We start from the raw sequence: 25,423 nt of genomic DNA, 5'->3' as shown, positions 1-25,423 counted from the left end.
GCCATGAAAAAGCCCGCCACCGGCAAGGTGGCGGGCTTTGTCGTTCGTGTTATCCCTGCGCGCGTTTCGCGAGGTCCTCGCGTTGCGACAGGTCTTCGACGTTGACCATCCAGTGCACGCCGAAACGATCCTTCGCCATCCCGAAGCCGAGCGCCCAGAACGTCTTGCCGAACGGCATTGTCACTTCGCCGCCGTCGGCGAGCGCATTGAACAGCTTCTGGCCCTCTTCGACGGTTGCCGGGTTCAGCGACAGCGAATAGCCGGCGTGCGCCGCGCCGGCCGGCTGGCTGCAGTCGCCGTCCGAGCACATGATCATCGAGTCGCCGATCGTGAAGCTCGCGTGCATCACCTTGTCGGCCATCTCCGGCGTCATCGGGTGGTCGGGGTTCGGCGGCGCGTCCTTGAAGTGCATCTTGAACATCGTCTTCGCACCGAGTGCCTTTTCGTAGAACTGAAGGGCTTCGTCGGCGCGACCGTAGAACGTCAGGTACGGTTGGACTTGCATCGTTGTCTCCTGGAGTGGGGAGCCGGCCTGCGCATTCGCGCGGGTTCGGCGTCGTGCGAGACTGACTGGGAAAGGGGGCCTCGGGAGGCGGCCGACGCACCCGTGACGTGGATTGTAGTGCGCGTGCTTGACGATGGAATGAAAAATAAAACGGCCGCGAACATGACGTTCGCGGCCGTATGCGGCGTGCGTGCTGACGGCTGTTGCCAGTGTTGCTGACAGCCGCTGTCGCTTGTAGCGGCTCAGCGCAGCGAGTCGATCAGCTTCTCGAGCTTCACCGCATCGGCGGCGAATACGCGGATACCTTCGGCGAGCTTTTCGGTTGCCATCGCGTCGTCGTTCAGCTGGAAGCGGAACGCGGCCTCGTCGATCGCGACACGCTCGGACGGCTTGTCCTGCAGCGCTTCCGGCGACAGCTTGCGCGCGACCGTCTCGTTGCTGTCCTGCAGCTTCTGCAGCAAATCGGGACTGATCGTCAGCAGGTCGCAGCCGGCGAGTTCGGTGATCTGGCTGGTCGTGCGGAAGCTCGCGCCCATCACTTCGGTCGTGTAGCCGAACGTCTTGTAGTACGTGTAGATGCGGCGAACCGACTGCACGCCCGGATCGTTCGCGCCGCCATCCTGCTCTTCATTCCACGCTGCGCCGGCCTGCTTCTTGTACCAGTCGTAGATGCGGCCGACGAACGGCGAGATCAGCTGCGCACCGGCTTCCGCGCATGCGGCGGCCTGCACGAGCGAGAAAAGCAGGGTCATGTTGCACTTGATCCCTTCCTTCTGCAGCACTTCGGCCGCGCGGATGCCTTCCCACGTCGATGCGAGCTTGATCAGGATGCGCTCGCGGCCGATGCCTGCTGCTTCGTACAGCTTGATGAGCTCGCGGCCCTTGTCGATCGAGCGCTGCGTGTCGAACGATAGGCGTGCGTCGACCTCGGTCGACACGCGGCCGGGAATCAGCTTCAGGATCTCGGTGCCGAATGCGATCAGCAGGCGGTCGATGATGAAATCGGTGCTTTCGTTGCGATGATCGCGGACGGTTTTCTCGAGGATCGGCTTGTACGCATCCTTCTGAACGGCCTTCAGGATCAGCGACGGGTTCGTGGTCGCGTCCTGCGGCTGGTATTGCGCAAGCTGCTGGAAATCGCCCGTGTCGGCGACGACGGTCGTGTACTGCTTCAGCTGGTCGAGTGCGGTAGTCATGGCGATTCGGAAGAAGGGCGCAAGGCGCCGGGTTCTCACGGGCCGCGCGAACGCGGCGGCGAAGCGAGGCGGCGCCGGGCACCGCCTCCGATCCGCTATTCTAGGCCCGATTCGTGTCGGGCACGTTCTGGCGTGTCCGAGGGCCGCAGCGGCGGGGGCCGCGCCGCGTCACGCGGGGCGGCGCGCGTTCAGGATCACCTGCGTGACGATCCCCGCGACGAGCCCCCAGAATGCCGAGCCGATCGACAGCAGCGTGAGGCCCGAAGCGGTGACCATGAACGTGACGAGCGCAGCTTCGCGCTGCTTCACGTCCTGCATCGCGTTCGCGAGGCCGCTCATGATCGAGCCGAACAGCGCGAGCGCGGCGACCGACACGACGAGCGCCTTCGGCAGCGCCGCGAACAGCGCGGCGATCGTCGCGCCGAAGATCCCCGCGACCAGGTAGAACGTGCCGCACCACACGGCGGCCGTGTAGCGCTTCGCGCGATCCTCGTGCGCTTCCGGACCGGTGCAGATCGCGGCCGTGATCGCCGCGAGGTTGACGCCGTGCGAGCCGAACGGCGCGAGCAGCAGCGACGCGAGGCCGGTGGTCGCGATCAGCGGCGACGACGGGGTCTGATAGCCGTCCGCGCGCAGCACCGCGATGCCCGGCACGTTCTGCGACGCCATCGCGACGACGAACAGCGGAATGCCGATGCTGACGATCGACGCGATCGAGAATGCGGGCATCGTGAATACGGGCTTCGCGAACGCGATGTGAAAGCCGCTGAAGTCGAGCAGGCCGAGACTGCCGGCGACTACCGTGCCGACGATCAGCGTCGTGACGATCGCATAGCGCGGCGCGAGCCGCTTGACGATCAGGTACGTGAAGAACATCGCGAGCACGAGCGCCGTCTGGAACTGCGCGGCACGGAAGATCTCGATGCCGATCTCGAACAGGATGCCCGCGAGCAACGCGGCGGCGATGCCGGCCGGAATCTTGCGCATCAGCGTGTCGAACAGCCCGCTCACGCCGACGGCCGTCAGCAGCACCGCGCAGACGACGAACGCACCGATCGCCTCGGGGTAGGGCACGCCGGGCAGCGATGCGATCAGCAGCGCGGCGCCGGGCGTCGACCACGCGACGACGACGGGCGCGCGAAAGCGCAGCGACAGGCCGATCGTCGTCAGCGCCATGCCGATCGACAGCGCCCAGATCCACGACGAGATCTGCGCATCGGTGAGGTGGGCCGCGCGGCCGGCCTGGAACATCAGCACGAGCGAGCTCGTATAGCCGGTCATCATCGCGACGAAGCCGGCGACGAGCGCGGACACGGACGTATCGGCAAAGAAGCGGCGGCCGCCGGCGCGGCTGGCGCTCGCGGTGGGCGAGGGGTTCATGCTATCTCCGGGGGGAGGCCGCTCGGACGCGGCCTTCGTGTCTTGGTGGGTGTCGTTACTTGCTGAGTGCGCGCATCGCGGTTTCGAGGCCCGCGAGCGTGAGCGGATACATGCGATGGCCTAGCACGTCGCGAATGATCGAGACGGACTGGCGATACTCCCATAGCCGCTCGGGCTCGGGGTTCAGCCATGCATGCTGGGGGAACTGGTCGGCGAGGCGGCGCAGCCATACGGCGCCGGCTTCCGGGTTGTTGTATTCGACCGAGCCGCCGGGCTGCAGCACTTCGTACGGGCTCATCGTTGCATCGCCGACGAAGATCAGCTTGTAGTCGGGCGTGAACTTGTGCAGCACGTCCCACGTCGCGGTGCGTTCCGAGTGGCGGCGGCGGTTGTTCTTCCACAGGTGGTCGTACACGCAGTTGTGGAAGTAGAAGAACTCCAGGTGCTTGAATTCGGCCTTCGCGGCGGAGAACAGTTCTTCGGTGCGCTTGATGTGATCATCCATCGAGCCGCCGACATCGAGCAGCATCAGCACCTTCACGTTGTTGTGGCGCTCGGGCACCATCCGCAGGTCGAGCCAGCCCGCGTTCGCGGCGGTGCTGCGGATCGTGCCGGGCAGGTCGAGCTCCTCGGCGGCGCCTTCGCGCGCGAAGCGGCGCAGCCGCCGCAGCGCGACCTTGATGTTGCGCGTGCCGATCTCGACGGAATCGTCGTAGTCGCGATACGCGCGTGCTTCCCACACCTTCACCGCGGTGCGGTTGCCGTTCGACGGGCCGCCGATGCGCACACCTTCCGGGTTGTAGCCGCCGTGCCCGAACGGCGACGTGCCGCCGGTGCCGATCCACTTGTTGCCGCCTTCGTGGCGCTCCTTCTGCTCGTCGAGCAGTGCCTTCAGGCGCTCCATCAGCTTGTCGAGGCCGCCCATCGCCTCGATCTGCGCCTTTTCCTCGGGCGACAGCTCGCGCTCGAGGCGCTTCTCGAGCCAGTCGAGCGGAATGTCGAACGCTTCGGACGGCAGCGCGGACACGCCGTGGAAATACGCGCCGAACGCCTGGTCGAACTTGTCGAAGTACTGCTCGTCCTTGACGAGCGTCATCCGCGCGAGGAAGTAGAACGCGTCGATCGACGGCGAGATCAGCCCGGCCTTCAGCGATTCGAGCAGCGTCAGGTATTCCTTCACCGAGACGGGCAGCTTGGCTGCGCGCAGCGCGTAGAAGAAATTGAGCAGCATGGCCGGGCCTTCGCGGGTGAGAGAGGATTACCGGTTGTGCCGGTTCATGTAGACGAGCCGTTCGAGCAGGCTCAGGTCCTGCTCGTTCTTCAGCAGCGCGCCCGCGAGCGGCGGGACGATCTGCTTCGCATCCACGCCGCGCAGTTGGTCGGCCGGGATGTTGTCCGCGAGCAGCAGCTTCAGCCAGTCGAGCAGCTCGGACGTCGACGGCTTCTTCTTCAGGCCCGACACGCCGCGCAATTCGAAGAAGCTCTCGAGCGCCGCGCGCAGCAGCTCCTCGCGGATGTCCGGGAAATGGACCGCGACGATCTTCTGCATCGTCGCCGGGTCGGGAAACTGGATGTAGTGGAAGAAGCAGCGGCGCAGGAACGCGTCGGGCAGCTCCTTCTCGTTGTTCGACGTGATGATGACGAGCGGGCGGTGCTTCGCGCGGACCGTTTCCCGTGTTTCATACACATGGAACTCCATCCGGTCGAGCTCGCGCAGCAGGTCGTTCGGGAATTCGATGTCGGCCTTGTCGATCTCGTCGATCAGCAGCACGCTCGGGTGCTCGGCATCGAACGCCTGCCACAGCACGCCCTTGACGATGTAGTTCGAGATGTCCTTCACGCGCTCGTCGCCGAGCTGCGAATCGCGCAGCCGCGACACGGCATCGTATTCATACAGGCCCTGCTGCGCCTTCGTGGTCGACTTGATGTGCCATTGCAGCAGCGGCATGTCTAGCGCGGCGGCCACTTCCTCGGCGAGCATGGTCTTGCCGGTGCCGGGCTCGCCCTTGATCAGCAGCGGGCGTTGCAGCGTCAGCGCGGCATTGACCGCGAGCTTCAGATCGTCGGTGGCGACGTAGTGCGAGGACCCTTCGAAACGCATGGCGGCGCTCTTCTCAATCGGGGAAAAAAACCCAGTATAAGTCAGAAGGGCTGTCCGGTTGGGCCACGCCCGCGTATCGTTGCGGGGCTGTGGCGGGGAGAACCGGGGTGCCTTGTGGACGCGTTCCCCGCCGACGCGGTACAATCTGGCCGTTTTTTTGGCCTGCGTGGCGACCTGATAAGCATAACGGCGCGGGCCGTTGCCGCTTCGGCGCCAGTTTCCCCTCAAGCTAGGTTACAAGAGCTATGAACAAATTCGTCGGCAAACACGTCGTTGTCGCAGCGCTCGTGGCGCTCGCGGGCAGCGCGCAGGCGGCCGGTGTGGTCGGCAACCCGAAGGACGGGGCGAGCAAGGCCGCCATGTGCATCGGTTGCCACGGCATCCAGGACTACCGCGCGGCGTACCCGGAGGTCTACCGGGTGCCTGTCCTCGGCGGCCAGAACCAGCAATATCTCGAGAACGCGCTGAAGGCCTATCGCAAGAAGGATCGTCACTTCCCGTCGATGAATGCGATCGCCGGTTCGCTGACGGACCAGGACATCGCGGATCTGGCGGCGTACTACGCCGTCCAGAAGGCCGACACGAAGGACAATCCCTACAAGTAAAGCGCGCGCCGCCGATCTGACCGGCGGGACAGGAGCATTCATGAACAACGCATTCAAGACGGCGGCGGTTGCACTGGCGGCCGGCCTCGCGATCGGTACCGCGCACGCGGCGGACACCACGAAGGGCAAGGAACTGGTCGAATCGCACAACTGCGCCGCCTGCCACGGCGCGCAGATGAACAAGCCGATCAACGCCGAATATCCGCGCCTCGCCGGCCAGCACGCCGACTACCTCGTGTGGGCGATGCGCCAGTACCAGATGGGCCTGACGAATCCGCTGCTCGGTCGCAACAACGCGATCATGCAGGCGCAGGTGCAGAGCCTCTCGGTCAGCGACATGAAGGACATCGCGGCCTACATCGAGTCGCTGAAAGAAACCGATCTCGTGTTCAAGAAGTAAGCGCGACGGGCCCGACGGGCTCGCGCAGCAAAAATACCCCGCCTCGGCGGGGTATTTTTTTGTCCGCGCGCCGGCGCCCGTGGGCCGGCGCCGCGGCGCTCAGTCGCGCGATGCGCGACGCAGGATGCGCTGCAGGTACGCGTCGGTATCGGGCGGCGTGTTCGTGCGCTGGGCTTCCCAGATCGTCTCGCCGAGGCATTCCATGATCACGTGCTGCGCGTCGTGGGTCGAGTCGAGCTTGGCCGCGAGCTTGTCGTGCGCGGCGCGGATGCCGGGCGGCTGGTCGATCGACAACTGCTCGCTGATCGCGAGATGCATCGACAGGTGCAGGAACGGGTTCGTGCGGCCTTCCTCGGGCGTGTACTCGCGTGCGGTCGCGCCATCGGCGTCGGCGAGTTCGTCGTGGTATTCGGGATGCTCGACGATCCAGTCGGCTGCGATCGCTTCCAGCGGCGTCAGGATCTCGCCGGCGCGCTGCTTGCGCCAGGTCTCGGTGAAAAAGCGACGCACTTCGTCGCGGCTTGGATTGAACATGGTGGGGAAACGTCGTGATTCGGACGGCGTGATGCCGCGTCGCGCATTGTACGCCGGGTCGGCGGACGGCGCTGGCGGCGGGCGGGAACGGGTTACGCGGCGGCCTGCCGGGCGAGCAGGTGCGCAGTCGCGCGGCGCCGGCGGGTTGCCGGCGCCCTGAGCCGGCGCCCGGGAACGGGTAAGCGCGGGCTAGGCTCGCCGCCGCCGCGCCGTTACACTCCGACGATTTCCGGCGCCACGCCGATCGTCCCCGTTCCATCATGACCGCCACCACCCACACGTCGTCCGCCGCCCTGCAGGGCACGCTCTATGTCGCGCTGTCTGCCGCCGCGTTCGGCGCGATGGCGATCTTCGGCCGCTACGCGTATGCGGCCGGCGTCGACGTGCTCGGGCTGCTGATCGTACGCTTCGCGATCGGCGGCGCGGTGCTCGCCACGATCGCACGGCATCGCCGTGTCGCGTGGCCGCGCGGCCGCGCGCTCGCACCGCTTGTGGCGATGGGCGCGCTCGGCTACGTCGGGCAGTCGTTCTGCTATTTCAGCGCGCTGCAGCACGCGCAGGCGAGCCTCGTCGCGCTGCTGCTGTACCTGTATCCGGCCTTCGTCACGCTGCTGGCCGCATGGTGGCTCGGCGAGCGCCTCACGCGCGCGAAGGCCGTCGCGCTCGTGCTGTGCGTCGCGGGTTCGGCGCTGATGGTCGGCGGCGGGCATGGCGAGCCGCTCGGGATCGCGCTCGCGCTGGCCGCTGCGGTGATCTATTCGCTGTACATCGTCGGCGGCACGAAGGCGACGCGCGGCGTCGATCCGCTCGCGACCACCGCGATCATCTGCCTGTCGGCAACCGCGACGCTCGTGGCAATCGCCGTCGTGCGGACCGCCGCGTTCGGCGCGCCGCCGCGCTGGCCCGCGACGGCCGGCGGCTGGGCGTCGATGCTCGCGATCGCGCTGGTGTCGACGGTGGCGGCGATGCTCGCGTTCTTTGCCGGGCTCGAACGGCTCGGGGCCGCGCGCACGTCGATGCTGTCGACGCTCGAACCGGTCGTGACGGTCGCGCTTGCGGCGCTGCTGTTCGGCGAAGCGCTGTCGCCGCTGCAGTGGGCGGGCGGCGTCGCGATTCTGGCTGCCGTGCTGGCGCTGGTGCGCGCGGGCGGCGCGGCGGCAGACGACGCGACGGCGACGTCCAACGCGTAGTCGGGAAGGGGGAAGCGGCGCGATGGCGCGGGTGGCGACGCGCTATCGTGGCTGCGGCTGCGGCTGCGGTTAGACGGCCGACTAACGGCGGGCGCGGCGTGCATCATGCGCGCGGCCGCCTGGCGCCGGGCGGCCTGCGGCATGTCAGCCGCGGTGGCGCGTCACTCGTTCGGCGGGGGCGTCTTCGGCCGGAATTCGCACAGCGGCTCGATCGCGCAGTGCCAGCATTCGGGCCTGCGGGCCTTGCACACGTAGCGCCCGTGCAGGATCAGCCAGTGATGCGCGTCCTGCAGGAATTCCTTCGGCGTGAACTTCTCGAGCGCGGCCTCGACGGCGCGCACGTCCTTGCCCGGCGCGAGCCCGGTGCGGTTCGCGACGCGGAAGATATGCGTGTCGACCGCGATCGTCGGCTGGCCGAACGCCGTGTTCAGCACGACGTTCGCGGTCTTGCGGCCCACACCCGGCAGCCCTTCGAGCGCTTCGCGATCGGCCGGCACCTCGCCGTCGTAGCGGTCCAGCAGGATCCGGCACGTCGCGACCACGTTCTTCGCCTTGGTCCGGTACAGGCCGATCGTCTTGATGTACTCGGTGACGCCTTCTTCGCCGAGTGCGACGATTTGCCGCGGGGTGTTCGCGACCGGAAACATCTTCCGCATTGCCTTGTTGACCGACACGTCGGTCGCCTGCGCGGACAGCATCACGGCGATCAGCAACTCGAACGGCGTCGAGTATTCGAGCTCGGTGGTCGGATGCGGATTGAGGCTCTGCAGCGTTTCGTAGATCGCGCGTCGTTTGCTGGCGTTCATGGAGCGTTCTGGTCGGGCGGTGCGGACGGGCCACCCGGGCCGTCGTTGCCTGCGTCGTTCTCTTCGTCGTTGCCGCTCGCGGCGGCCGCCTCGGCGTCGCGTTGGGCCTGCTGTTCGGCGAGCCGCTTGCGGCGCGCCTCGGCCGCGTCGATCTGCGCCTGGACGGCCGCGCTCACGCCTTCGGTGTTCTTCGGCCCGGCGCCTTGCCCGGACAGCTCTTCCTTCTTCTTGCGCGCCCGTTCGAGCGCGGCGGCGATGATCGCGCGCTTCTTCGCTTCGGCGTCGTCCGCAGGTGCGGCGGCCGGTGCGGAGGATGGCGTTTCCGCTTGTGCCGCAGCCGGTTTCGCGGCACTGGCCGCGCGGCGTGCGGCCGCGCGCGCTTCGGCGGCCTCGCGTTCGCGGCGCTGGCGCGCGAGCCGCAGGTCATGGTGCTCGCGTGCGGCATCGGCCTGCTCCTGCGACCACGCGTCCCAGCCGGTGCGTTCGCCGGTCACCGGCAGCATCGCGATACAGTCGACCGGGCAGGGCGGCACGCACAGGTCGCAACCGGTGCACTGCGACTCGATGATCGTGTGCATCTGCTTCGGCGCGCCGACGATCGCGTCGACCGGGCACGCCTGCATGCACAGCGTGCAGCCGATGCACAGGTTTTCGTCGATGAAGGCGACCGCGCGCGGATGCTCGCTGCCGTTGACGGGGTTCAGCGGAATCACCGGTTTGCCGAGCAGGCTCGACAGGCGCACGATGCCTTCGGCGCCGCCGGGCGGGCACTGGTTGTAGTTCGCGTCGCCGGCAGCGATCGCCTCGGCGTACGGACGGCAGCCGTTATAGCCGCACTTCGTGCATTGCGTCTGGGGAAGCAGATCTTCGATGCGATCTGCGAGTGTTTTGGAATCGGTCACGGTGACAACGGGCGCAGCGGCGCCGAATGGCTCTCGGCCGCGTCGGGCGCGGCCGGAAAGGTTTGCCAAAGCTTGATTATCGCCGATTTCCCGCATTGCGCTGGACGCCGTCTGTGCGCATAATCGAACCGCTTTTTTGCAGGGGCTCAGCAGGAGGGCGGCCGCCCGCGGCGCGCCCGTTCCAGGGCGGCCGGCGCCAAGGCGGTGGGGGTGCCGGTCCGGATCAAGCGGCTCACATAGCAAAACGCCACCATGAATCAGCCAAAAATCAAAAGAGATCCTGAAGGTACGCGCCGCCGCATCCTGATGGCGGCAGCCGAAGAGTTCGCGAGTGGAGGGCTGTTCGGCGCGCGTGTCGACCAGATCGCGCGCCGGGCCGAAACCAACGAGCGCATGCTCTATTACTATTTCGGCAGCAAGGAACAGCTGTTCACGGCGGTGCTCGAACACGCGTTCTCCGCGTTGACCGAGGTCGAGCGCGAGCTCGATCTCGACGGCGTCGCGCCGGTCGAAGCCGTCACGCGGCTCGCGCATTTCGTTTGGGACTACTACCGCGACCATCCGGAACTGCTCAGGCTCATCAACAACGAGAACCTGCACGAAGCGCGCTACCTGCACAAGTCGACGCGGATCCGCGAGATGATGTCGCCGATCGTCGCGAAGCTCGGCAACGTGCTGACGCGCGGCCAGAAGGCCGGGCTGTTCCGCACCGACGTCGATCCGCTGCGCTTCTACGTGACGCTGTCGGGGCTCGGCTACTACATCGTGTCGAACCGCTTCACGCTCGCCGCGACGCTGGGCCGCGACTTCACCGACGCCGACGAGCGCGCGGAGATGGTCCGGATGAACACCGAAGTGCTGCTCGCGTATCTGCTGCGGCGCTGACGCACTGACCGCGCCGAAGCGGGCGCCCGATGTAAAAACGCCGCCGTGCGCAGGCAACGGCGGCGTTTTTTCGTCGGAACGCGGTGCGTCAGGCGGCCTTGCGCGTGCGCACGGCTTTTGCGCGCGGGCTGGCGGCGGCGCGTTTCGCGGCCGGTGCGGCCTTGGCGGGGGCGGCGGCCTTCGCCGGCGCCTTCGCGCGCTTCGCTGTCGTGGCGCGCGTCGTTTCGGCCGGCGCGTCGGCGGCCGGCACGGCGGAGAGCGTCTTGGTGGCCGGCGCTTCCGGGACATCTTTCGTCGCACCGTGCTTCGGCTCCGGTGCATGCTCGCGGATGAAATCGCGCAGCTGCGGATAGATGATCGTGCGCCAGCGGCGGCCCGAGAAAATCCCGTAGTGACCGCACTTCTCGGCGGTCAGGCTGCGGCGCTGGTCCTGCGGGATGCCCGTGCACAGCTCGTGCGCGACGTGCGTCTGGCCGCTGCCCGAGATGTCGTCGAGTTCGCCCTCGATCGTCATCAGCGCGGTGTGCTGGATGTCCTGCGGGCGCACGCGCTCGCCTTCGACATCCCACGTGCCTTCCGCCAGGCGGAATTCCTGGAACACGACGCGGATCGTCTCGAGGTAATACTCGGCGGCCATGTCGAGCACCGCGTTGTATTCGTCATAGAAGCGGCGGTGCGCTTCGGCGTCGTCCTCGTCGCCGCGCAGCAGGCTCTGGTAGAAATCCCAGTGCGATTGCGCGTGCCGCTCCGGATTCATCGCGACGAAGCCCGTGTGCTGCAGGAAGCCCGGATACACCTGGCGGCCTTCGCCCGGATAGTTCGCCGGCACCGTGTGGATCACGTTGTTCTCGAACCACGCGGTCGAGTGCTGCGTCGCGAGCGAATTCACCGACGTCGGGCTGCGGCGCGCGTCAATCGGGCCGCCCATCATCGTCATCGTGAGCGGCGTGTCCTCGCCGCGGCTCGCCATCAGCGAGATCGCCGCGAGCACCGGCACCGTCGGCTGGCATACCGAGATCACGTGCAGGTTGCGCGCACCGATATGGCGGATGAATTCCTGGATGTACGCGATGTAGTCGTGCAGGTGGAACGGGCCGGTCTCGACCGGCACCATCCGCGCGTCGATCCAGTCGGTGATGTAGACCTTGTGATCCTGCAGCAGCGTGCGCACGGTGTCGCGCAGCAGCGTCGAGTGGTGGCCCGACAGCGGCGCGCAGACCAGCACGACCGGCTCGTCCTTCAGCTGCGTGACGGCATCGGCATCGTCCGAATAGCGCTTGAAGCGCAGCAGCCGGCAGAACGGTTTCTCGACGATCGTCTGCTCGACGATCGGGATGTTGTGGCCGTCCTTGACGATCTGATGAAGGTTGAATTCGGGCTTCTCGTAATCCTTGCCGAGCCGGTACATCAGTTCGTACGCGGCGGCCATCCGCGGCGCACCGGGCATCAGCGAGAACGGACTGGACGGGTTGGCGAACGACTTGGAAGCGGCCTGGGCCCAGGCCGTGAGCGGGCTCAGCATGGCCCGCTGGAATTCGTGCAGTTGGTAAAGCATGCAGACTACTCCCGCGTGGGGGACGGTGCGCAAGGGCGGCGTGAGGCGTCGCGGCGTGCCGTGTGGGTCAGCGACCGGCCATGTTGCATTGCAGCCGGACAATCGCGTCGATCATATCGGACAACGATGGGTGGTGCAATGCAACATTTCCCCGATTTTTCATCAAAGTTTTGCGATTTGACGTTCTCTGACCAAGCCGCTCGCGCCCCCGTTCAGCGCCCCGTCGCCACGGCCGGCGCGGGCTGGCCGGCGGCGCGCGCCATTGCGTCCTCGTGGTGCATCAGGTTCATCGCGGTATGCACGAGCGCCACGTGCGAGAACGCCTGCGGGAAGTTGCCGACGAGCCGCCCGTCCACCGGATCGTACTCCTCCGCGAGCAGCCCGAGGTCGTTCGACAGCGCGAGCAGCCGGCTGAACAGGCGGTGCGCGTCGTCGATCCGGCCCAGCAGCGCATAGTTGTCGACCAGCCAGAAGCTGCACGCGAGAAACGTGCCTTCGCCGGGCGGCAGGCCGTCGTCGTAGTCGGTCGTGCGGTAGCGCATCACGAGCCCGTCGTGCAGCAATTCCCGCTCGATCGCCTCGACCGTGCCGACGATGCGCGGATCTTCCGGCGGCAGGAAGCCGAGCAGCGGCATCAGCAGCACGCTGGCGTCGAGCTCGTCGCTGCCGTAGCTCTGTGCAAACGCCTGTTTGCTTTCATGCCACGCGTTGGTGCACACGTCGGCATGGATCTGGTCGCGCAGCGCGCGCCAGCGGTCGAGCGAGCCGGGCAGCCGGAACATTTCCGCCGACTTGATCGCGCGGTCGAACGCGACCCACGCCATCACCTTCGAGAACGTGAAATGGCGGCGGCCGCCGCGCGTTTCCCAGATGCCTTCGTCGGGTTCCTGCCAGATCTTCTCGAGATGGTCGAGCAGCGCGCACTGCACGGACCAGACCGTGTCGTCGGCCTGCAGGCCGCCCACCCGCGCGAGGTGCAGCGCGGCCATCACCTCGCCGAACACATCGAGCTGGAGCTGGTTCGCGGCGCCATTGCCGATGCGCACCGGCTGCGAGTCCTGGTAGCCGGGCAGCCAGTCGAGCTCCATTTCCGGCAGCCGGCGTTCGCCGGCGATCCCGTACATGATCTGGATCTGCTCGGGCGAGCCGGCCATCACGCGGCCCAGCCACGTGCGCCACGCGCGCGCCTCGTCGTAGTAGCCGCCGCGCATCAGCGCGAGCAGCGTGATCGTCGCGTCGCGCAGCCAGCAGTAGCGGTAGTCCCAGTTGCGGTTGCCGCCGATCTTCTCGGGCAGCGACGTGGTCGGCGCGGCGACGATGCCGCCGGTCGGCTCGTATGCGAGCGCCTTCAGCGTGATCAGCGAGCGGCGCACGGCGGCCGCGTAGCGGCCCTGCACCTGGCAGCGGCCCGACCATTCGAGCCAGTAGTTCTCGGTGCGCGCGAGCATCGACAGCGGATCGCGCGCGGGCGGCAGCCGCAGGTGCGATGCCGCATAGCTGAGCGAGAACGGCACGCGTTCGTCCGCGCTCACCGTGAATTCCGCGAGCGTATGAAGGTTTTGGCCGGTGAGCGGCACCGGCGTGCGCAGCACGACGGTGTCGGGGCCCGCGATCGCCTTCATGCCGTCCTCGCGGGTCAACTGCGTGACCCAAGGGATCGAGAAGCCGTAGTCGAAGCGCAACACGAGCTCCATGCGCATCTTCATCGTGCCGTGGCGGCCGACCACGATCCGCACCAGTTCGGACCAGCCGTTGCCGGGCGGCATGAAGTCGACCACGGTGACGGCGCCGTTGGCGCTTTCGTAGTCGGTTTCGAGAATCAGCGTGTCGCCGCGATAGCGGCGCGTCGTGTGCGTGATCGCGGCGTCGGCGGCCGGCGCGAGCAGCCAGCGGCCGTGCTCGGGGGTGCCGAGTAGCGCCGCGAAACAGGCGCCCGAATCGAAGCGGGGCCAGCACAGCCAGTCGACGGAGCCGTCTTTAGCGATCAGCGCGGCGGTGTGGCCGTCGCCGACGAGGGCGTAGTCTTCGATCAGGGCAGGCATGGGCAGGCGATCCTTGGGTATTCGAGTTCACAATGCGGACGGCGCCGGCCAAGGCTTCACGCGCTGGCACCGCGCCCCGTATACTCGGCCGGGCGGCGGAGCGCATGAACGGCCGGCGTTTCGTCCTATCTCAACACTTGAAGCGACTCGATGCAAGGAGGATTCAATGCCCAACCGTTTACGCGAGCGTGACGCACGCGCTTCGACACGAGGGTTCCCGCTTAGGCTCGCTCACTGGATGAAAGGTTTCGCGATCGTGCTCTCCCTTTCCGCGACCCACGCATTTGCGCAGCAATCGCCCGCCCCGGCCGACGGCGTCTACAACCTGCTCGTCGGCACCTATACGGGGGGCGGCAGCGACGGCATCTATGTTTACCGCTTCGATACGAAAACCGGCAGCGTCGCGCCCGTGTCGTCGGCGAAGACCGTGAATCCGTCGTACCTGTTGCCAAGCCGCGACGGTCGCACCGTCTATGCGGTCAACGAACTGCCCGGCGACGACGGGCCGGCGACGACGCGCGGCGGCATCAGCGCATTCCGCTTCGACGCGAAGACGGGCGCGCTGAGCTTCATCGACCGCGTGTCGGCGGAAGGGAACGATCCTTGCTATCTCGCGCTGTCGCCCGACGGCAAGTACCTCGTGACCGCCAACTACTCGGTCGCGAAGGATCCGGGCGGCAGCTTCGCGGTGTTTCCGCTGCGCGACGATGGCGCGGTCGGCCAGGCCGCGCTGACCGTGCACCATGAAGGCACGGGGCCCGTGAAGGGCCGCCAGGACGGCGCGCACGTGCATTCGACGGTGTTTTCGCCGGACGGCCGTTACCTGTTCGTGCAGGATCTCGGCGCGGACAAGATCTACGGCTACCGCTATACGGTGGACGGCAGCCGCGGGCTGATCAGCCCGACCGACACGCGCTACACGCCGGTGAAGGCAGGTTCGGGCCCGCGTCACATGGTGTTCGGCGCCGACGGCCGGTATGCGTACGTGACGAGCGAGCTCAACGCGTCGGTCGAGGTGTTCGGTTACCACGACGGCAAGCTGACGCCGGTCGAGACGGTGCCGATGACCGCGCCGGGCTTCAAGGGCAAGGTCGGCGGCGGCGCGATCCACCTGTCGCCGGACGGCCGCTTCCTGTACGTGAGCAATCGCGGCGACGCGAACGACCTGGTGATCTACGCGGTGAACCAGGCCGACGGCCGGTTGAAGCAGGTCGGCCGCCAGTCGAGCCTCGGCAAGACGCCGCGCGAGTTCCTGATCGATCCGACCGGCAAGTGGCTGATCGTCGGCAACCAGGACAGCGATACGTTCTACGTGTTCAGCCGCAATGTCGAAACGGGGCAACTCGGCCCGAATCCGCAGAAGGTGGCGGTCGGCAAGCCGGTCGACTTCAAGCTGGTGCCGGTGCTGTAAATGAAAAAGGGCGCTGCCGATGCAGCGCCCTTCGTTTTTCGGGGCGGCCGGTTTCCCGGCGCGCCCGTATCGGTTGACGGCGGCCGCCCGGCCGCCGCGTTCAGTCGGCCGCGGCCGGCACGAGCACCTCGCGGCTGCCGTTGATGCCCATCGCCGACACGAGCCCGGCCGCCTCCATCTGCTCGACGAGGCGCGCGGCTCGGTTGTAGCCGATGCGCAACTGCCGCTGCACCGACGAGATCGACGCGCGCCGCGTGCGCACGACGAACGCGACGGCTTCGTCGTACAGCGGATCGGCTTCCGCGTCGGGCGCATCGCCGAACAGGTCCTGCGTCGCGCCGTCGGCGGCCGGGCCGTCGAGGATCCCTTCCTCGTACTGCGGCTCGCCGAACTGCTTCAGGTACTCGACGACCCGGTGCACTTCTTCGTCCGCGACGAACGCGCCGTGCACGCGCTGCGGGTAACCGGTGCCCGGTGGCAGGAACAGCATGTCGCCCATCCCGAGCAGCGATTCGGCGCCCATCTGGTCGAGAATCGTGCGCGAGTCGATCTTCGATGACACCTGGAACGCGACGCGCGTCGGGATGTTCGCCTTGATCAGGCCCGTGATCACATCGACGGACGGACGCTGCGTCGCGAGGATCAGGTGGATACCGGCCGCACGCGCCTTCTGCGCGAGGCGGGCGATCAGTTCCTCGATCTTCTTGCCGGCGACCATCATCAGGTCGGCCAGCTCGTCGATCACGACGACGATCAGCGGCAGCGTCGACAGCGGCTCCGGATCCTCGGGTGTCAGCGAGAACGGGTTGCCGATCTTCTTTTCCTTCGCTTCCGCGTCGCGGATCTTCTGGTTGAAGCCCGCGAGGTTGCGCACGCCGACGGCCGACATCAGCCGATAGCGTTTCTCCATCTCGCCGACGCACCAGTTCAGTGCGTTCGCCGCGAGCTTCATGTCGGTGACGACCGGCGCGAGCAGGTGCGGGATCCCTTCGTAGACCGACAGCTCCAGCATCTTCGGGTCGATCATGATCAGCCGCACGTCCTCGGGTGTCGCCTTGTACAGCAGCGACAGGATCATCGCGTTGATCGCGACCGACTTGCCTGAGCCCGTCGTGCCGGCGACGAGCATGTGCGGCGCCTTCGCGAGATCGGTGACGACCGGGTGGCCGGTGATGTCCTTGCCCATCGCGATCGTCAGCTGCGACGCCGAGTGCTGGTACTGGCGCGACTCGAGGATTTCCGACAGGCGAATCATCTGGCGCTTCGCGTTCGGCAGTTCGAGGCCCATGCAGGTCTTGCCGGGAATCGTCTCGACGACGCGGATCGATGTGAGGCCGAGGCCGCGCGACAGGTCCTTCATCAGCCCGACGATCTGGCTGCCGCGCACGCCGAGCGCGGGTTCGATCTCGAAGCGCGTGATCACGGGGCCGGCGGACGCGCCGACCACCGTCACCGGCACCTTGAATTCCTGCAGCCGCTGTTCGATCACCTGCGCTGTTTGCGCGAGGTGTTCGTCGGTGATCGTTTCGATGTCGCCGGACGCGGACGCGGGCTCGAGCAGATCGAGCGTCGGCAGTTCGACGCTGAACGACGCGGGTGCGTGGAATTCGAATGCGTTCGGGCGCGGCTGCCGCGCGGGGGTGTCGGGGGCCGGGGAGCCGGCTGCGGCAGGTGCGGTCGGTTCGGTTGCCGGGGTGGTCGATTCGGCCGGCGGGGCAGTGGGGATCGCCGGTACGGTCGTGACTGCCGCCGGTGCGGACAGGCTCGCGCCGGGGATCGTTGCTGCGGGTTGCGGCGGTGCCACGGGTGATGCGGCTGACGGTGCCGCAGAGACATTCGACACGGGCCAGCTTGCCGGCGACGAGGCTGGGGTAGCCGGGGTGGCGAACGTCGTGGCTTCGATGGCCGCAGGTGCGGAAGCGATCGACGGAGCCGGCGCCGCGGTGGTTGCGCCGAAGGACGTCAGCGAGCCGGCCGGAGCGACGGGCGAACTGGAGATCGGTTGCGCGGAAGGCGCCGCGGCGGCGGTGATCGGGGCGGCTGCGGCGGAGGACGTTGCCGTCGTGGCGGCAGGGGCCGGCGGCACGGGCAGGCCTGCGGCCGGCTGCGATGCGATTGTGCCGGAGGGGGCGAAAGTGCCGAACGTCGTACCGGTCGACGAGGCTGATGGGGTGGTCGGATGCGTCGGGGCAGGTGCGGCGGACGGCGCAGCGACGGAGCCGGACACGATATTCACGGGCGTCGTGGTAGCGATCGTCGGCGCGCTCGAACCGGATGCCGAGGCCGTCGGGCTGGCCGTCGACGGTGTCACGGCGGGCGCAACGGGCGATGCGGGTGTTGAGGCGCGGGGGAACGAACCGTAAGTCGTGTCCGCAACGGTCGATGCCGACGTGGCTGGCTGCGAAATCGAGGTCGACGTAGCGCCGGTCACGCCGATCGGAGATGCCGGCGCGACGGATGCAGCGTTCGATGTCGAAGCGGCGGGCTGCGAAATCGAAGCCGACGTAGCGCTGGTCATGCCGATCGTGGATGCCGGCGCGACGGATGCAGCGTTCGACGCCGTAGCGGCTGGCTGCGAAAGCGGAGCCGACGTAGCGCCGGTCATGCCGATCGGGGATGCCGGCGCGACGGATGCAGCGTTCGATGTCGAAGCGGCGGGCTGCGAAATCGAAGCCGACGTAGCGCTGGTCATGCCGATCGTGGATGCCGGCGCGACGGGTGGAGCGTTCGATGCCGAAGCGGCTGGCTGCGAAAGCGAGGTCGACGCAGTGCCGGTTACGTCGATCGGAGATGCCGACGGAACGGCTGCAACGGTCGACGCAGCCGGTCGAGCCAGCGAACCGGATGCCGTGTTGATCACACCCTCTGACGAGGCGGTAACGGCGACAGGCGCAATGCCCGAGGCGGATGCAGGCGCTTGCACGGTCGAACCGTGCGCGGCGCCGACGAGCGGCGACGCAGTGCTTGCCGAAGTCGTTTGCGCGGCGGCAAACGGTTGAGCGGCGACCGGCGATTTCGGCAACTCCGCGGTGACAGGCGTATTCGTCGTGGCCGGTTGCGCCGTCGAAGGCGTCCACGTCCATGCTGTCGTCGGTGCCGCAGGTTCCATCGTGTCCGGCTTGGCGGCTCCCGATGCGGCCGGTGCCGCCGCCGCAAACGGCCTGCTTTCGGCACTTGCGCGCGGCGTCGTTTCGGCGGTCGGCGAAGAGGGGAGGGCCGCGAACGGCGCGATGTTCCCGGCGGGCTTCACGTCGGCGTGCGCATCGGCGATGCCCTGCGGCACGCGTGCCGATGCCGTGCGATCGATTGCAGGAGCCGGTTGTGCGGCGTACTGGTCGTCGGCATCGATGGATGCCGGCGGGTTGCTCGCGGCGAGGTCTTGAACCGCCTCGCTCCTCGGTTGCGCGAAGGCGGCATGGGCCGGTTCCGATCCCGTCCCATCGGACGATGACTCGGCGACCGGGTTCCAGGCGGATGCGTCGAACGCGGGAACCGGTTGGCTGGCGAGGTCCTCCCACGGCGCGAGGTCGATGGGCGCGTCGGACGCCGGTGCGGGCGAGATGCCCGATGCCGGTGCGGCAGCGGCATCGTCGGCGTGCCGGATCTCGTCATTGGCGTGATGCGGGAACGCGGCATCGTCGACGCCGGTATTCGACGACGCAGGCGGTGCGGCGGCGTCGAGCGTCACGGCGCCCGTATCGGCGACCGGTGCATGGACAGCGGGGGCTGTCGGATTGAACGCGTCGAGCACGATCGGTGCGTTGTCGTCGTACACCGGCGCCGGATCGCTGGCGAGCGGCGCACTGGCGTCATGCGCCCCGAGGCCGTGGGCCGCGGAGGCGATCCCGGTCGGCACGGCCGCTGCGGTGGGCGCTGCAATGCCGGCTGCTGCCGCGGCCACACCGGCCACGGTTGCTGCTGCCGCCGCCGCGTGCCCGGCATCGTCCTGCGCACCGCCCAGCGTCGCCCACTGCGCGGTGCTGGCCTCGATCGAGCGCAGCGTGTCGTGCACGCTCGGCGCCGGCGTAATCGGCGCGGCGGTTTTTTCCGTCCACGCATAAAGCGGTGCACGCGCCGGCGTTGGCTGCGGCGGGCGACGTCGTGCCGCATCCGGCGTCAGGCCGGACGAGCCGGCTCCTGCGGTGGGGCGCACGGGCGGGCGCTGCGGCTGCGCGGTGGCCGGCCGCGGCGTGACCGTGGTACGCGGCGGGGTTGGCTTCAACGCGGCGGTGGCCGGTCGCGCGCCAGTCGGCCGCGGACGGACGGGTTCGAATCCGGCAGGAAGCGGGGCCGGATCGGGCCGCGGGACTTGCGAATTCGCTGCTGCGCGCGCGAGGCTGGCGGTGCTGCCGGTCGTCGGCGGCGGCATCGCGCTGGCCGGCGTGATCGGCGCGGGCGGTGTCGGCAGGCTGCGCTGGGGCGCGGCCGGCTTCAACCAGCCCGACGGCGCCACGGGTTCCACGTGCGGACGCGCAGGCGTGCTGCTGCGCGGCTTCGGCCGCGCCTGCGGGTCGGGTTTCCACAGCGTCGGGCGCGAATACCGGCCGTTCTGGCGCGGCGCCATCGAATTGACGGTATGCGCGGTGGTCGGCTGGACGACGTCGTCGTCGCGATGCAATGCGCTGCGTGGCAGGTCGGCGATGCCGCGCGCTTCGTCGTCACCGCCGTCGCGCGCCAGCTTGACGCCGAACGACGTATCGACCCACGCGGCGAACTGCCGCCAGCCGATGCCGGTCAGCCAGGGCAGCCCGGCGAAGAACAGCACGACCATCGCGACCGGCGTGCCGATCGGGCCGAGCACGTGGGCGAAGCCTGCGGAGAACGCATGACCGAGCGCGTTCGTGTCGGGGCCCGACAGCGGGCTCGTCAGCGTGCAGCTCGCCACGAACACCGCGGCGAAGCCGAGCCACAGACGGATCGAGCCGCGGCCGGCAAGCCCGACACCGCCAGGCAGTATCGCCTGCACGAGACGCCAGAAGAGAAGGAGGAACCAGACGGCGGAGATGCCGAACCAGCCGAAGACAACCGTGTGCATGCTTTGAAACAGGAGTGGGGAGGGGCGCGCGGGGCGCGACCCGCCGAGTTTAACCGGCCGGCGAACAAGACTCTAACGCGGCGTGCATCCGATGCACGCCGCGCGACGCGTGTGCGCGCCACGCGAAGGCGGTCGGTCGGCCTCCGCGCGCGCCGTGCATCAGGGGCTCCGGTGCGTGAAGGTGAGCGTTGCGCCGGATGTGGTCACGATCTGCAATTGCTGCGGCTCGCGCATCTGCACGCCGGTCTTGTCGACGTGGGCCAGTGCGTCGAGGTACGCGGTTTCGAGCTGGCCGCCGAGCGTATTCGGGCAGGCCATCCGCGTGCCGGCGAGCGGCCCGAAGCTCAACAGGCCGTTCTTGATCGCATAGGTGCCCATGTAGCGATTGCAGCCCGAGAACCCGCTGGCGCGCCGGATGCCCGAGTCGGTCGACAGCGCGAGCTTGATCGGCTCGCCGTTGTCGCCGTGCGGGATCGCGCGTTGCGTGCCGTCGGCATTCAGCCAGCTGGTGAGTTCCCAACTCGTGTCGTCGAGCAGCTGGACGGCGGCCGGGTTGTACGGGTCGGGTGCGGGGGCGGCGGAATCGGGGTGGGTCGGCATCGCGCAGGCGGCGAGAAGCGTGGCAAGCGTCAACGCGCAGAGCGGCGCGCGCAACGGGCGAAGCAGGCCGGTGCGTGCGCGTGCGGCGGCGGACAGGTGGGACATGAGCCTCGTTCCTCATCGGATTCTGATCAAGGCGTAAGAGTAACGCACCCGCCCCGCGGCAGGCGAGCCGACACTTCACGCGTGAAAACGTTCGCAGCCTGCTTGCGAGCGGCCCGCGGCCGGGCGCCGGCGCGGCGAAACGCGCAAAACCGGCGCCGTGGCGCGTGTTAACATCGGAGCCGTTTTCGTCCTCCACCAGAAGCGGGTAATCACATGCAGATCGGTCAGCGGCTCGGTACGCCGCTCTCACCCTCGGCCACGCGCGTCATGCTGCTCGGCGCCGGCGAACTCGGCAAGGAAGTCATCATCGCGTTGCAGCGGCTCGGCGTCGAAGTCGTCGCGGTCGACCGCTATCCGGACGCGCCGGGCCACCAGGTCGCGCATCGCGCGCACGTGATCGACATGACGGACGCCGCCGCGCTGCGCGCGATCGTCGAAGCCGAACGCCCGCACCTGATCGTGCCGGAGATCGAGGCGATCGCGACCGACGCGCTCGCGGCGATCGAGGCCGCCGGCCTCGCCGAAGTGATCCCGACCGCGCGCGCGACGCAGCTCACGATGAATCGCGAAGGAATCCGCCGGCTCGCGGCCGAGGAGCTCGGCCTGCCGACCTCGCCGTATGCGTTCGCGGATTCGTTCGAGGCGTTCAGCGCGGCGATCGCGACGATCGGCATGCCGTGCGTCGTCAAGCCCGTGATGTCGTCGTCGGGCAAGGGGCAGTCGGTCGTGAAGACCGAGGCCGACGTGAAGCCGGCGTGGGATTACGCGATGGCGGGCGGACGCGTGAACCACGGCCGCGTGATCGTCGAGGGCTTCGTCGATTTCGACTACGAGATCACGCAGCTCACCGTGCGCGCGATCGATCCGGCGACGAACGCCACGCGCACCTATTTCTGCGAGCCGGTCGGCCACGTGCAGGTCGCGGGCGACTACGTCGAGTCATGGCAGCCGCAGCCGATGAGCGCGGTGGCGCTCGAGAAGTCGCGCGAGATCGCGCACAAGGTCACCGAGGCGCTCGGCGGGCGCGGGATGTTCGGCGTCGAGTTGTTCGTGCGCGGCGACGACGTGTGGTTCTCCGAGGTGAGCCCGCGGCCGCACGATACGGGCCTCGTCACGCTCGCGTCGCAGCGCCAGTCGGAATTCGAGCTGCACGCGCGTGCGATTCTCGGCCTGCCGGTCGATCCGGCGCTGGGTACGCCGGCCGCGTCGGCCGTGATCTACGGCGGGCTCGACGAGCGCGGGATCGCGTTCGAGGGCGTGCGCGACGCGCTCGCGGTGCCGGGCACCGACCTGCGCCTGTTCGGCAAGCCGGAAAGTTTCGCGAAGCGGCGCATGGGCGTCGCGCTGGCGACCGGCGCGACCGTCGACGAAGCCCGCGAACGCGCGAAGCGTGCCGCCGCGGCCGTCCGGCCCGTGTCGACCCGCTGACGTAATCAGGAGAGGACGATGACGCCGAAGTGGCTGCGTATCGGGAAGCTGGCCGCCGCGCTGGCGCTTGCAGTGAACCTCGCGGGTTGCGGGCTCGCGGCCGCACCGTGCCGGGTGGCCTCGGCCGGGCTCAAGATCGTGCCGCTCGTCGGCCATGTCGCAGCCGCACCGACCGACGCGTGTGCCGACGTCATCGATCCCTAATCCCGCTACCCGACCCGATCGCCAACAATAATCACGCGCCCCGCGAGGGCGCGTTTCCACCTGTTTCGTGAGAGGACCTGCATGATTCGCCAAACCCTCGCCGCGCTCGTGCTCGCCGGCACGGCTGTTTCCGTCGCGCATGCCGCGCAACTGACCGTCGAAGAGATCGACGCCGATTCGCGCCAGTTCACCGTCTACCAGTGCGCGAACCAGAAGCAGCCGGTGCGCGTGTCGTACTGGCTCGCGGGCAACGGCCAGAGCTTCGCGCTCGTGCCGGTCAACGGGAAGCAGATGCTGTTCGTCGATACCGTGTCGGCGTCGGGCGCGCGTTACCAGGCCGGCCGCTATACGTGGTGGACGAAGGGCAAGGAAGCGACGCTGCGCGACGAGATCGCCGACCAGAGTGCGCCGCCGCTGCTGGGCGACTGCGTACAGGTCGAGAAGAAAAAGAAGAAGGGCTGAGCGCCGGGCGGGAACGTGGATCGTGCTGCCGGTGCCGCTCGACGGCCGGTTCCCGGGCCTGATGGCCCGGTACGCAGGCTGGCCGCAGACGATTCGACCAAGCGATCCACGATCGGACCCCTGAAATCATCCGCCGGCCCATCGGGCTAGTCCGATCGGGTCAGCCGTCTACCGCGCGGGTCAGCCCGGGCCTGCCGCGCGAACCGCCGTTGTGGCCGTTCGCCGCGTTGTCACGGACAGATGGCCGCGCAGTGCTACAATACGGCCCTTTCCGCCGGCATTCGCGCCGAACGGAGTCCGCACGGCCTGGCGTCCAGCGTTCACATTGAACCGGTCCCAAGCGCCAGAGCGGCGCCGCGCGGCGCGCCGCGGCTCCGTCTATTTCCGAATTGTGATGAGCGCAGGCCCGGCTGGCCTGACGCACGATGTCCCCGCCGCGCCTTTTGAGCGAAACGCCACCATGTCCGATTCTGTCGCCAAGCCCGTCGACGCAACCTTCGATCAATTCGGCCTTGCCGCCGATATCCTGAAAGCCATTGCGGAGCAGGGCTATACGACGCCGACGCCGATCCAGGCGCAGGCCATTCCGGTCGTGCTCGCCGGCCGCGACGTCATGGGCGCCGCGCAAACGGGCACCGGCAAGACCGCGAGTTTCTCGCTGCCGATCATCCAGCGCCTGCTGCCGCAGGCCAACACGAGCGCGTCTCCGGCGCGCCACCCGGTGCGTGCGCTGATCCTCACGCCGACCCGCGAACTCGCCGACCAGGTCGCCGCGAACGTGCACGCGTATGCGAAGCACACGCCGCTGCGCAGCGCGGTCGTGTTCGGCGGCGTCGACATGAACCCGCAGATGGCCGAACTGCGCCGCGGCGTCGAGGTCCTGATCGCGACGCCGGGCCGCCTGCTCGACCACGTGCAGCAGAAGACGGCGAACCTCGGCCAGGTGCAGATCCTCGTGCTCGACGAAGCCGACCGGATGCTCGACATGGGCTTCCTGCCGGATCTGCAGCGCATCCTGAACCTGCTGCCGAAGGAGCGCCAGACGCTGCTGTTCTCGGCCACCTTCTCGGGAGAAATCAAGAAGCTCGCGTCGACCTACCTGCGCAACCCGCAGACGATCGAAGTCGCGCGCAGCAACTCGACGAACGCGAACGTCACGCAGATCGTCTACGACGTCGCCGAAGGCGACAAGCAGGCGGCCGTCGTGCAACTGCTGCGCGATCGCGGCCTCAAGCAGGTGATCGTGTTCTGCAACAGCAAGATCGGCGCAAGCCGGCTTGCGCGCAATCTCGAGCGCGACGGCGTGGTCGCGTCGGCGATCCACGGCGACAAGACGCAGATCGAGCGGATGCAGGCGCTCGACGCGTTCAAGCGCGGCGAGATCGAGGCGCTGGTCGCGACCGACGTGGCCGCGCGCGGCCTCGACATCGCCGAACTGCCGGCCGTGATCAATTTCGACCTGCCGTTCAGCGCGGAAGACTACGTGCACCGGATCGGCCGTACCGGCCGTGCGGGTGCGACGGGCGACGCGCTGTCGCTGTGCAGCCCGAACGAGCGCAAGCAGCTCGCCGATATCGAGAAGCTGATCAAGCGTCCGCTCGAAGTGCAGACGCTCGCGCTCGACAAGCCGGCGCGCCATCGTCACGACGAGCGCGGCAACGACCGCGGCGGCGATCGCAACAGCGAGCGCGGTGGCGAACGAGGCGGTGAACGAGGCGGTGAACGAGGCGGCCGTCGCGATCGCGACGAGCATCGCGGTGCATCGGGGCGCCGCCCGGGCGGTTCCGAGCGCGGTCATCACCGTCGCCACGAAGCGCCGGTCGACGATTTCTTCCTGAAGCCGTACGAGCCGTCGGCGCCGGCGAAGCAGCAGGACGACGCGCAGCCTGCGCAGCAGCCCGAGAAGAAGGGGCCGAAGCGTCAGGTCGCCGCGCTGCTCGGCGGGTTCGGGATGCCGCGCAAGCCGTCGGCGTAAGCCGGGCGGACGTGACGGCGCGGCGCGCGAGCGCTGCAGGAGAAGCGGGTGCATGCGATGAGCATGTGCCCGTTTTTCATTGGGGCTGCGGTTTGCTTGGGG

The 25,423-nt window shown here is 68.2% G+C and carries 21 protein-coding genes; 9 read left to right on the top strand and 12 right to left on the bottom strand.

What is annotated here, in order from left to right:
• Nucleotides 1-49: 49 nt before the first annotated feature.
• The 5 genes from CFB50_RS13030 to CFB50_RS13010 all read right to left on the bottom strand — a co-directional run bounded on the left by CFB50_RS13030 (nucleotide 50) and on the right by CFB50_RS13010 (nucleotide 5,182).
• A complete protein-coding gene (locus CFB50_RS13030; protein WP_089446160.1) occupies nucleotides 50-505 on the bottom strand; it encodes a VOC family protein in 456 nt (151 codons plus the stop codon).
• Between the two features lie 242 nt (nucleotides 506-747).
• The gene (gene tal / locus CFB50_RS13025; protein ID WP_089446159.1) at nucleotides 748-1,701 is read right to left on the bottom strand and encodes a transaldolase; all 954 of its coding nucleotides are present in this window, start codon (nucleotides 1,699-1,701) and stop codon (nucleotides 748-750) included.
• A 168-nt stretch (nucleotides 1,702-1,869) separates the two neighbouring features.
• Nucleotides 1,870-3,081: a benzoate/H(+) symporter BenE family transporter gene (locus CFB50_RS13020; protein ID WP_089446158.1), complete on the bottom strand. Its 1,212-nt coding sequence runs from the start codon at nucleotides 3,079-3,081 to the stop codon at nucleotides 1,870-1,872.
• Nucleotides 3,082-3,136: 55 nt separating this feature from the next.
• Nucleotides 3,137-4,312 carry a vWA domain-containing protein gene (locus CFB50_RS13015; RefSeq protein WP_089446157.1) on the bottom strand — a complete coding sequence of 392 codons (1,176 nt, stop codon included), beginning with the start codon at nucleotides 4,310-4,312 and terminating at the stop codon, nucleotides 3,137-3,139.
• Between the two features lie 27 nt (nucleotides 4,313-4,339).
• Nucleotides 4,340-5,182: an AAA family ATPase gene (locus tag CFB50_RS13010; RefSeq protein WP_089446156.1), complete on the bottom strand. Its 843-nt coding sequence runs from the start codon at nucleotides 5,180-5,182 to the stop codon at nucleotides 4,340-4,342.
• 245 nt (nucleotides 5,183-5,427) lie between these two features.
• Between CFB50_RS13010 and CFB50_RS13005 the strand changes: the two genes are divergently transcribed.
• Together CFB50_RS13005 and CFB50_RS13000 are read left to right on the top strand one after the other, a co-directional pair.
• Nucleotides 5,428-5,787 (top strand): c-type cytochrome, encoded by a 360-nt coding sequence (locus CFB50_RS13005; RefSeq protein ID WP_011352793.1) that lies wholly within the window; start codon nucleotides 5,428-5,430, stop codon nucleotides 5,785-5,787.
• Between the two features lie 40 nt (nucleotides 5,788-5,827).
• Nucleotides 5,828-6,187, top strand: a complete 360-nt coding sequence (locus tag CFB50_RS13000) for a c-type cytochrome (RefSeq protein WP_011352792.1) — start codon at nucleotides 5,828-5,830, stop codon at nucleotides 6,185-6,187.
• A 99-nt stretch (nucleotides 6,188-6,286) separates the two neighbouring features.
• Here CFB50_RS13000 and CFB50_RS12995 read toward each other — a convergent pair whose 3' ends face one another.
• A complete protein-coding gene (locus CFB50_RS12995) occupies nucleotides 6,287-6,721 on the bottom strand; it encodes a DUF1841 family protein (protein WP_069248534.1) in 435 nt (144 codons plus the stop codon).
• Nucleotides 6,722-6,981: 260 nt separating this feature from the next.
• On the opposite strand from CFB50_RS12995, the gene CFB50_RS12990 reads away from it, so the two are divergent.
• A complete protein-coding gene (locus CFB50_RS12990; protein ID WP_089446155.1) occupies nucleotides 6,982-7,911 on the top strand; it encodes a DMT family transporter in 930 nt (309 codons plus the stop codon).
• Between the two features lie 161 nt (nucleotides 7,912-8,072).
• On the opposite strand, the gene nth is transcribed toward CFB50_RS12990, so the two are convergent.
• Nucleotides 8,073-8,717 carry an endonuclease III gene (gene nth / locus CFB50_RS12985; RefSeq protein ID WP_069248532.1) on the bottom strand — a complete coding sequence of 215 codons (645 nt, stop codon included), beginning with the start codon at nucleotides 8,715-8,717 and terminating at the stop codon, nucleotides 8,073-8,075.
• Nucleotides 8,714-9,715 carry an electron transport complex subunit RsxB gene (rsxB, locus tag CFB50_RS12980; RefSeq protein ID WP_089446154.1) on the bottom strand — a complete coding sequence of 334 codons (1,002 nt, stop codon included), beginning with the start codon at nucleotides 9,713-9,715 and terminating at the stop codon, nucleotides 8,714-8,716. Before rsxB ends, nth begins: the two co-directional genes overlap by 4 nt.
• Before the next feature lie 156 nt (nucleotides 9,716-9,871).
• Between rsxB and CFB50_RS12975 the strand changes: the two genes are divergently transcribed.
• Complete coding sequence (locus CFB50_RS12975) at nucleotides 9,872-10,504, top strand: TetR family transcriptional regulator (protein WP_069248530.1); 633 nt, start codon at nucleotides 9,872-9,874, stop codon at nucleotides 10,502-10,504.
• 88 nt (nucleotides 10,505-10,592) lie between these two features.
• Here the strand turns inward: CFB50_RS12975 and CFB50_RS12970 are convergent, their stop codons facing one another.
• Both CFB50_RS12970 and CFB50_RS12960 read right to left on the bottom strand, forming a co-directional pair.
• Nucleotides 10,593-12,059 (bottom strand): polyhydroxyalkanoate depolymerase, encoded by a 1,467-nt coding sequence (locus CFB50_RS12970; protein ID WP_089446153.1) that lies wholly within the window; start codon nucleotides 12,057-12,059, stop codon nucleotides 10,593-10,595.
• Between the two features lie 212 nt (nucleotides 12,060-12,271).
• Nucleotides 12,272-14,101, bottom strand: coding sequence for a glycoside hydrolase family 15 protein (locus CFB50_RS12960; protein WP_089446151.1), 1,830 nt, complete (start codon nucleotides 14,099-14,101; stop codon nucleotides 12,272-12,274).
• A 166-nt stretch (nucleotides 14,102-14,267) separates the two neighbouring features.
• Here CFB50_RS12960 and CFB50_RS12950 point away from each other — a divergent pair, with 166 nt between their 5' ends.
• On the top strand, nucleotides 14,268-15,512 hold the full coding sequence (locus tag CFB50_RS12950) for a lactonase family protein (protein ID WP_089446150.1): 1,245 nt from the start codon (nucleotides 14,268-14,270) through the stop codon (nucleotides 15,510-15,512).
• Nucleotides 15,513-15,612: 100 nt separating this feature from the next.
• On the opposite strand, the gene CFB50_RS12945 is transcribed toward CFB50_RS12950, so the two are convergent.
• Together CFB50_RS12945 and CFB50_RS12940 are read right to left on the bottom strand one after the other, a co-directional pair.
• The gene (locus CFB50_RS12945; protein WP_089446149.1) at nucleotides 15,613-20,547 is read right to left on the bottom strand and encodes a DNA translocase FtsK; all 4,935 of its coding nucleotides are present in this window, start codon (nucleotides 20,545-20,547) and stop codon (nucleotides 15,613-15,615) included.
• Between the two features lie 159 nt (nucleotides 20,548-20,706).
• Nucleotides 20,707-21,252, bottom strand: coding sequence for an META domain-containing protein (locus CFB50_RS12940; protein ID WP_089440712.1), 546 nt, complete (start codon nucleotides 21,250-21,252; stop codon nucleotides 20,707-20,709).
• A 213-nt stretch (nucleotides 21,253-21,465) separates the two neighbouring features.
• Between CFB50_RS12940 and purT the strand changes: the two genes are divergently transcribed.
• The 4 genes from purT to CFB50_RS12915 all read left to right on the top strand — a co-directional run bounded on the left by purT (nucleotide 21,466) and on the right by CFB50_RS12915 (nucleotide 25,321).
• The gene (gene purT, locus CFB50_RS12935; RefSeq protein WP_089446148.1) at nucleotides 21,466-22,680 is read left to right on the top strand and encodes a formate-dependent phosphoribosylglycinamide formyltransferase; all 1,215 of its coding nucleotides are present in this window, start codon (nucleotides 21,466-21,468) and stop codon (nucleotides 22,678-22,680) included.
• Nucleotides 22,681-22,698: 18 nt separating this feature from the next.
• On the top strand, nucleotides 22,699-22,884 hold the full coding sequence (locus tag CFB50_RS12930; protein ID WP_069248523.1) for a DUF6726 family protein: 186 nt from the start codon (nucleotides 22,699-22,701) through the stop codon (nucleotides 22,882-22,884).
• Nucleotides 22,885-22,965: 81 nt separating this feature from the next.
• Nucleotides 22,966-23,346, top strand: coding sequence for an MliC family protein (locus tag CFB50_RS12925; protein ID WP_089446147.1), 381 nt, complete (start codon nucleotides 22,966-22,968; stop codon nucleotides 23,344-23,346).
• A gap of 394 nt (nucleotides 23,347-23,740) precedes the next feature.
• The gene (locus tag CFB50_RS12915; protein ID WP_089446146.1) at nucleotides 23,741-25,321 is read left to right on the top strand and encodes a DEAD/DEAH box helicase; all 1,581 of its coding nucleotides are present in this window, start codon (nucleotides 23,741-23,743) and stop codon (nucleotides 25,319-25,321) included.
• The last annotated feature ends 102 nt before the right edge of the window (nucleotides 25,322-25,423 follow it).

It is taken from the genome of Burkholderia sp. AU33423 (genome assembly GCF_002223135.1).
GTDB classification, from domain to species: Bacteria; Pseudomonadota; Gammaproteobacteria; order Burkholderiales; family Burkholderiaceae; genus Burkholderia; species Burkholderia lata_D.
The sequence above is the reverse complement of the archived record's forward strand: the minus strand, read 5'-3'. Positions and strand labels throughout refer to the sequence as shown.

Bases quoted from the DNA above. Each gene is read 5' to 3' on its own strand.
- CFB50_RS13030 (WP_089446160.1), bottom strand. From the start codon at position 505: ATGCAAGTCCAACCGTACCTGACGTTCTACGGTCGCGCCGACGAAGCC.
- tal (WP_089446159.1), bottom strand. From the start codon at position 1,701: ATGACTACCGCACTCGACCAGCTGAAGCAGTACACGACCGTCGTCGCC.
- CFB50_RS13020 (WP_089446158.1), bottom strand. From the start codon at position 3,081: ATGAACCCCTCGCCCACCGCGAGCGCCAGCCGCGCCGGCGGCCGCCGC.
- CFB50_RS13015 (WP_089446157.1), bottom strand. From the start codon at position 4,312: ATGCTGCTCAATTTCTTCTACGCGCTGCGCGCAGCCAAGCTGCCCGTC.
- CFB50_RS13010 (WP_089446156.1), bottom strand. From the start codon at position 5,182: ATGCGTTTCGAAGGGTCCTCGCACTACGTCGCCACCGACGATCTGAAG.
- CFB50_RS13005 (WP_011352793.1), top strand. From the start codon at position 5,428: ATGAACAAATTCGTCGGCAAACACGTCGTTGTCGCAGCGCTCGTGGCG.
- CFB50_RS13000 (WP_011352792.1), top strand. From the start codon at position 5,828: ATGAACAACGCATTCAAGACGGCGGCGGTTGCACTGGCGGCCGGCCTC.
- CFB50_RS12995 (WP_069248534.1), bottom strand. From the start codon at position 6,721: ATGTTCAATCCAAGCCGCGACGAAGTGCGTCGCTTTTTCACCGAGACC.
- CFB50_RS12990 (WP_089446155.1), top strand. From the start codon at position 6,982: ATGACCGCCACCACCCACACGTCGTCCGCCGCCCTGCAGGGCACGCTC.
- nth (WP_069248532.1), bottom strand. From the start codon at position 8,717: ATGAACGCCAGCAAACGACGCGCGATCTACGAAACGCTGCAGAGCCTC.
- rsxB (WP_089446154.1), bottom strand. From the start codon at position 9,715: ATGCGGGAAATCGGCGATAATCAAGCTTTGGCAAACCTTTCCGGCCGC.
- CFB50_RS12975 (WP_069248530.1), top strand. From the start codon at position 9,872: ATGAATCAGCCAAAAATCAAAAGAGATCCTGAAGGTACGCGCCGCCGC.
- CFB50_RS12970 (WP_089446153.1), bottom strand. From the start codon at position 12,059: ATGCTTTACCAACTGCACGAATTCCAGCGGGCCATGCTGAGCCCGCTC.
- CFB50_RS12960 (WP_089446151.1), bottom strand. From the start codon at position 14,101: ATGCCTGCCCTGATCGAAGACTACGCCCTCGTCGGCGACGGCCACACC.
- CFB50_RS12950 (WP_089446150.1), top strand. From the start codon at position 14,268: ATGCCCAACCGTTTACGCGAGCGTGACGCACGCGCTTCGACACGAGGG.
- CFB50_RS12945 (WP_089446149.1), bottom strand. From the start codon at position 20,547: ATGCACACGGTTGTCTTCGGCTGGTTCGGCATCTCCGCCGTCTGGTTC.
- CFB50_RS12940 (WP_089440712.1), bottom strand. From the start codon at position 21,252: ATGTCCCACCTGTCCGCCGCCGCACGCGCACGCACCGGCCTGCTTCGC.
- purT (WP_089446148.1), top strand. From the start codon at position 21,466: ATGCAGATCGGTCAGCGGCTCGGTACGCCGCTCTCACCCTCGGCCACG.
- CFB50_RS12930 (WP_069248523.1), top strand. From the start codon at position 22,699: ATGACGCCGAAGTGGCTGCGTATCGGGAAGCTGGCCGCCGCGCTGGCG.
- CFB50_RS12925 (WP_089446147.1), top strand. From the start codon at position 22,966: ATGATTCGCCAAACCCTCGCCGCGCTCGTGCTCGCCGGCACGGCTGTT.
- CFB50_RS12915 (WP_089446146.1), top strand. From the start codon at position 23,741: ATGAGCGCAGGCCCGGCTGGCCTGACGCACGATGTCCCCGCCGCGCCT.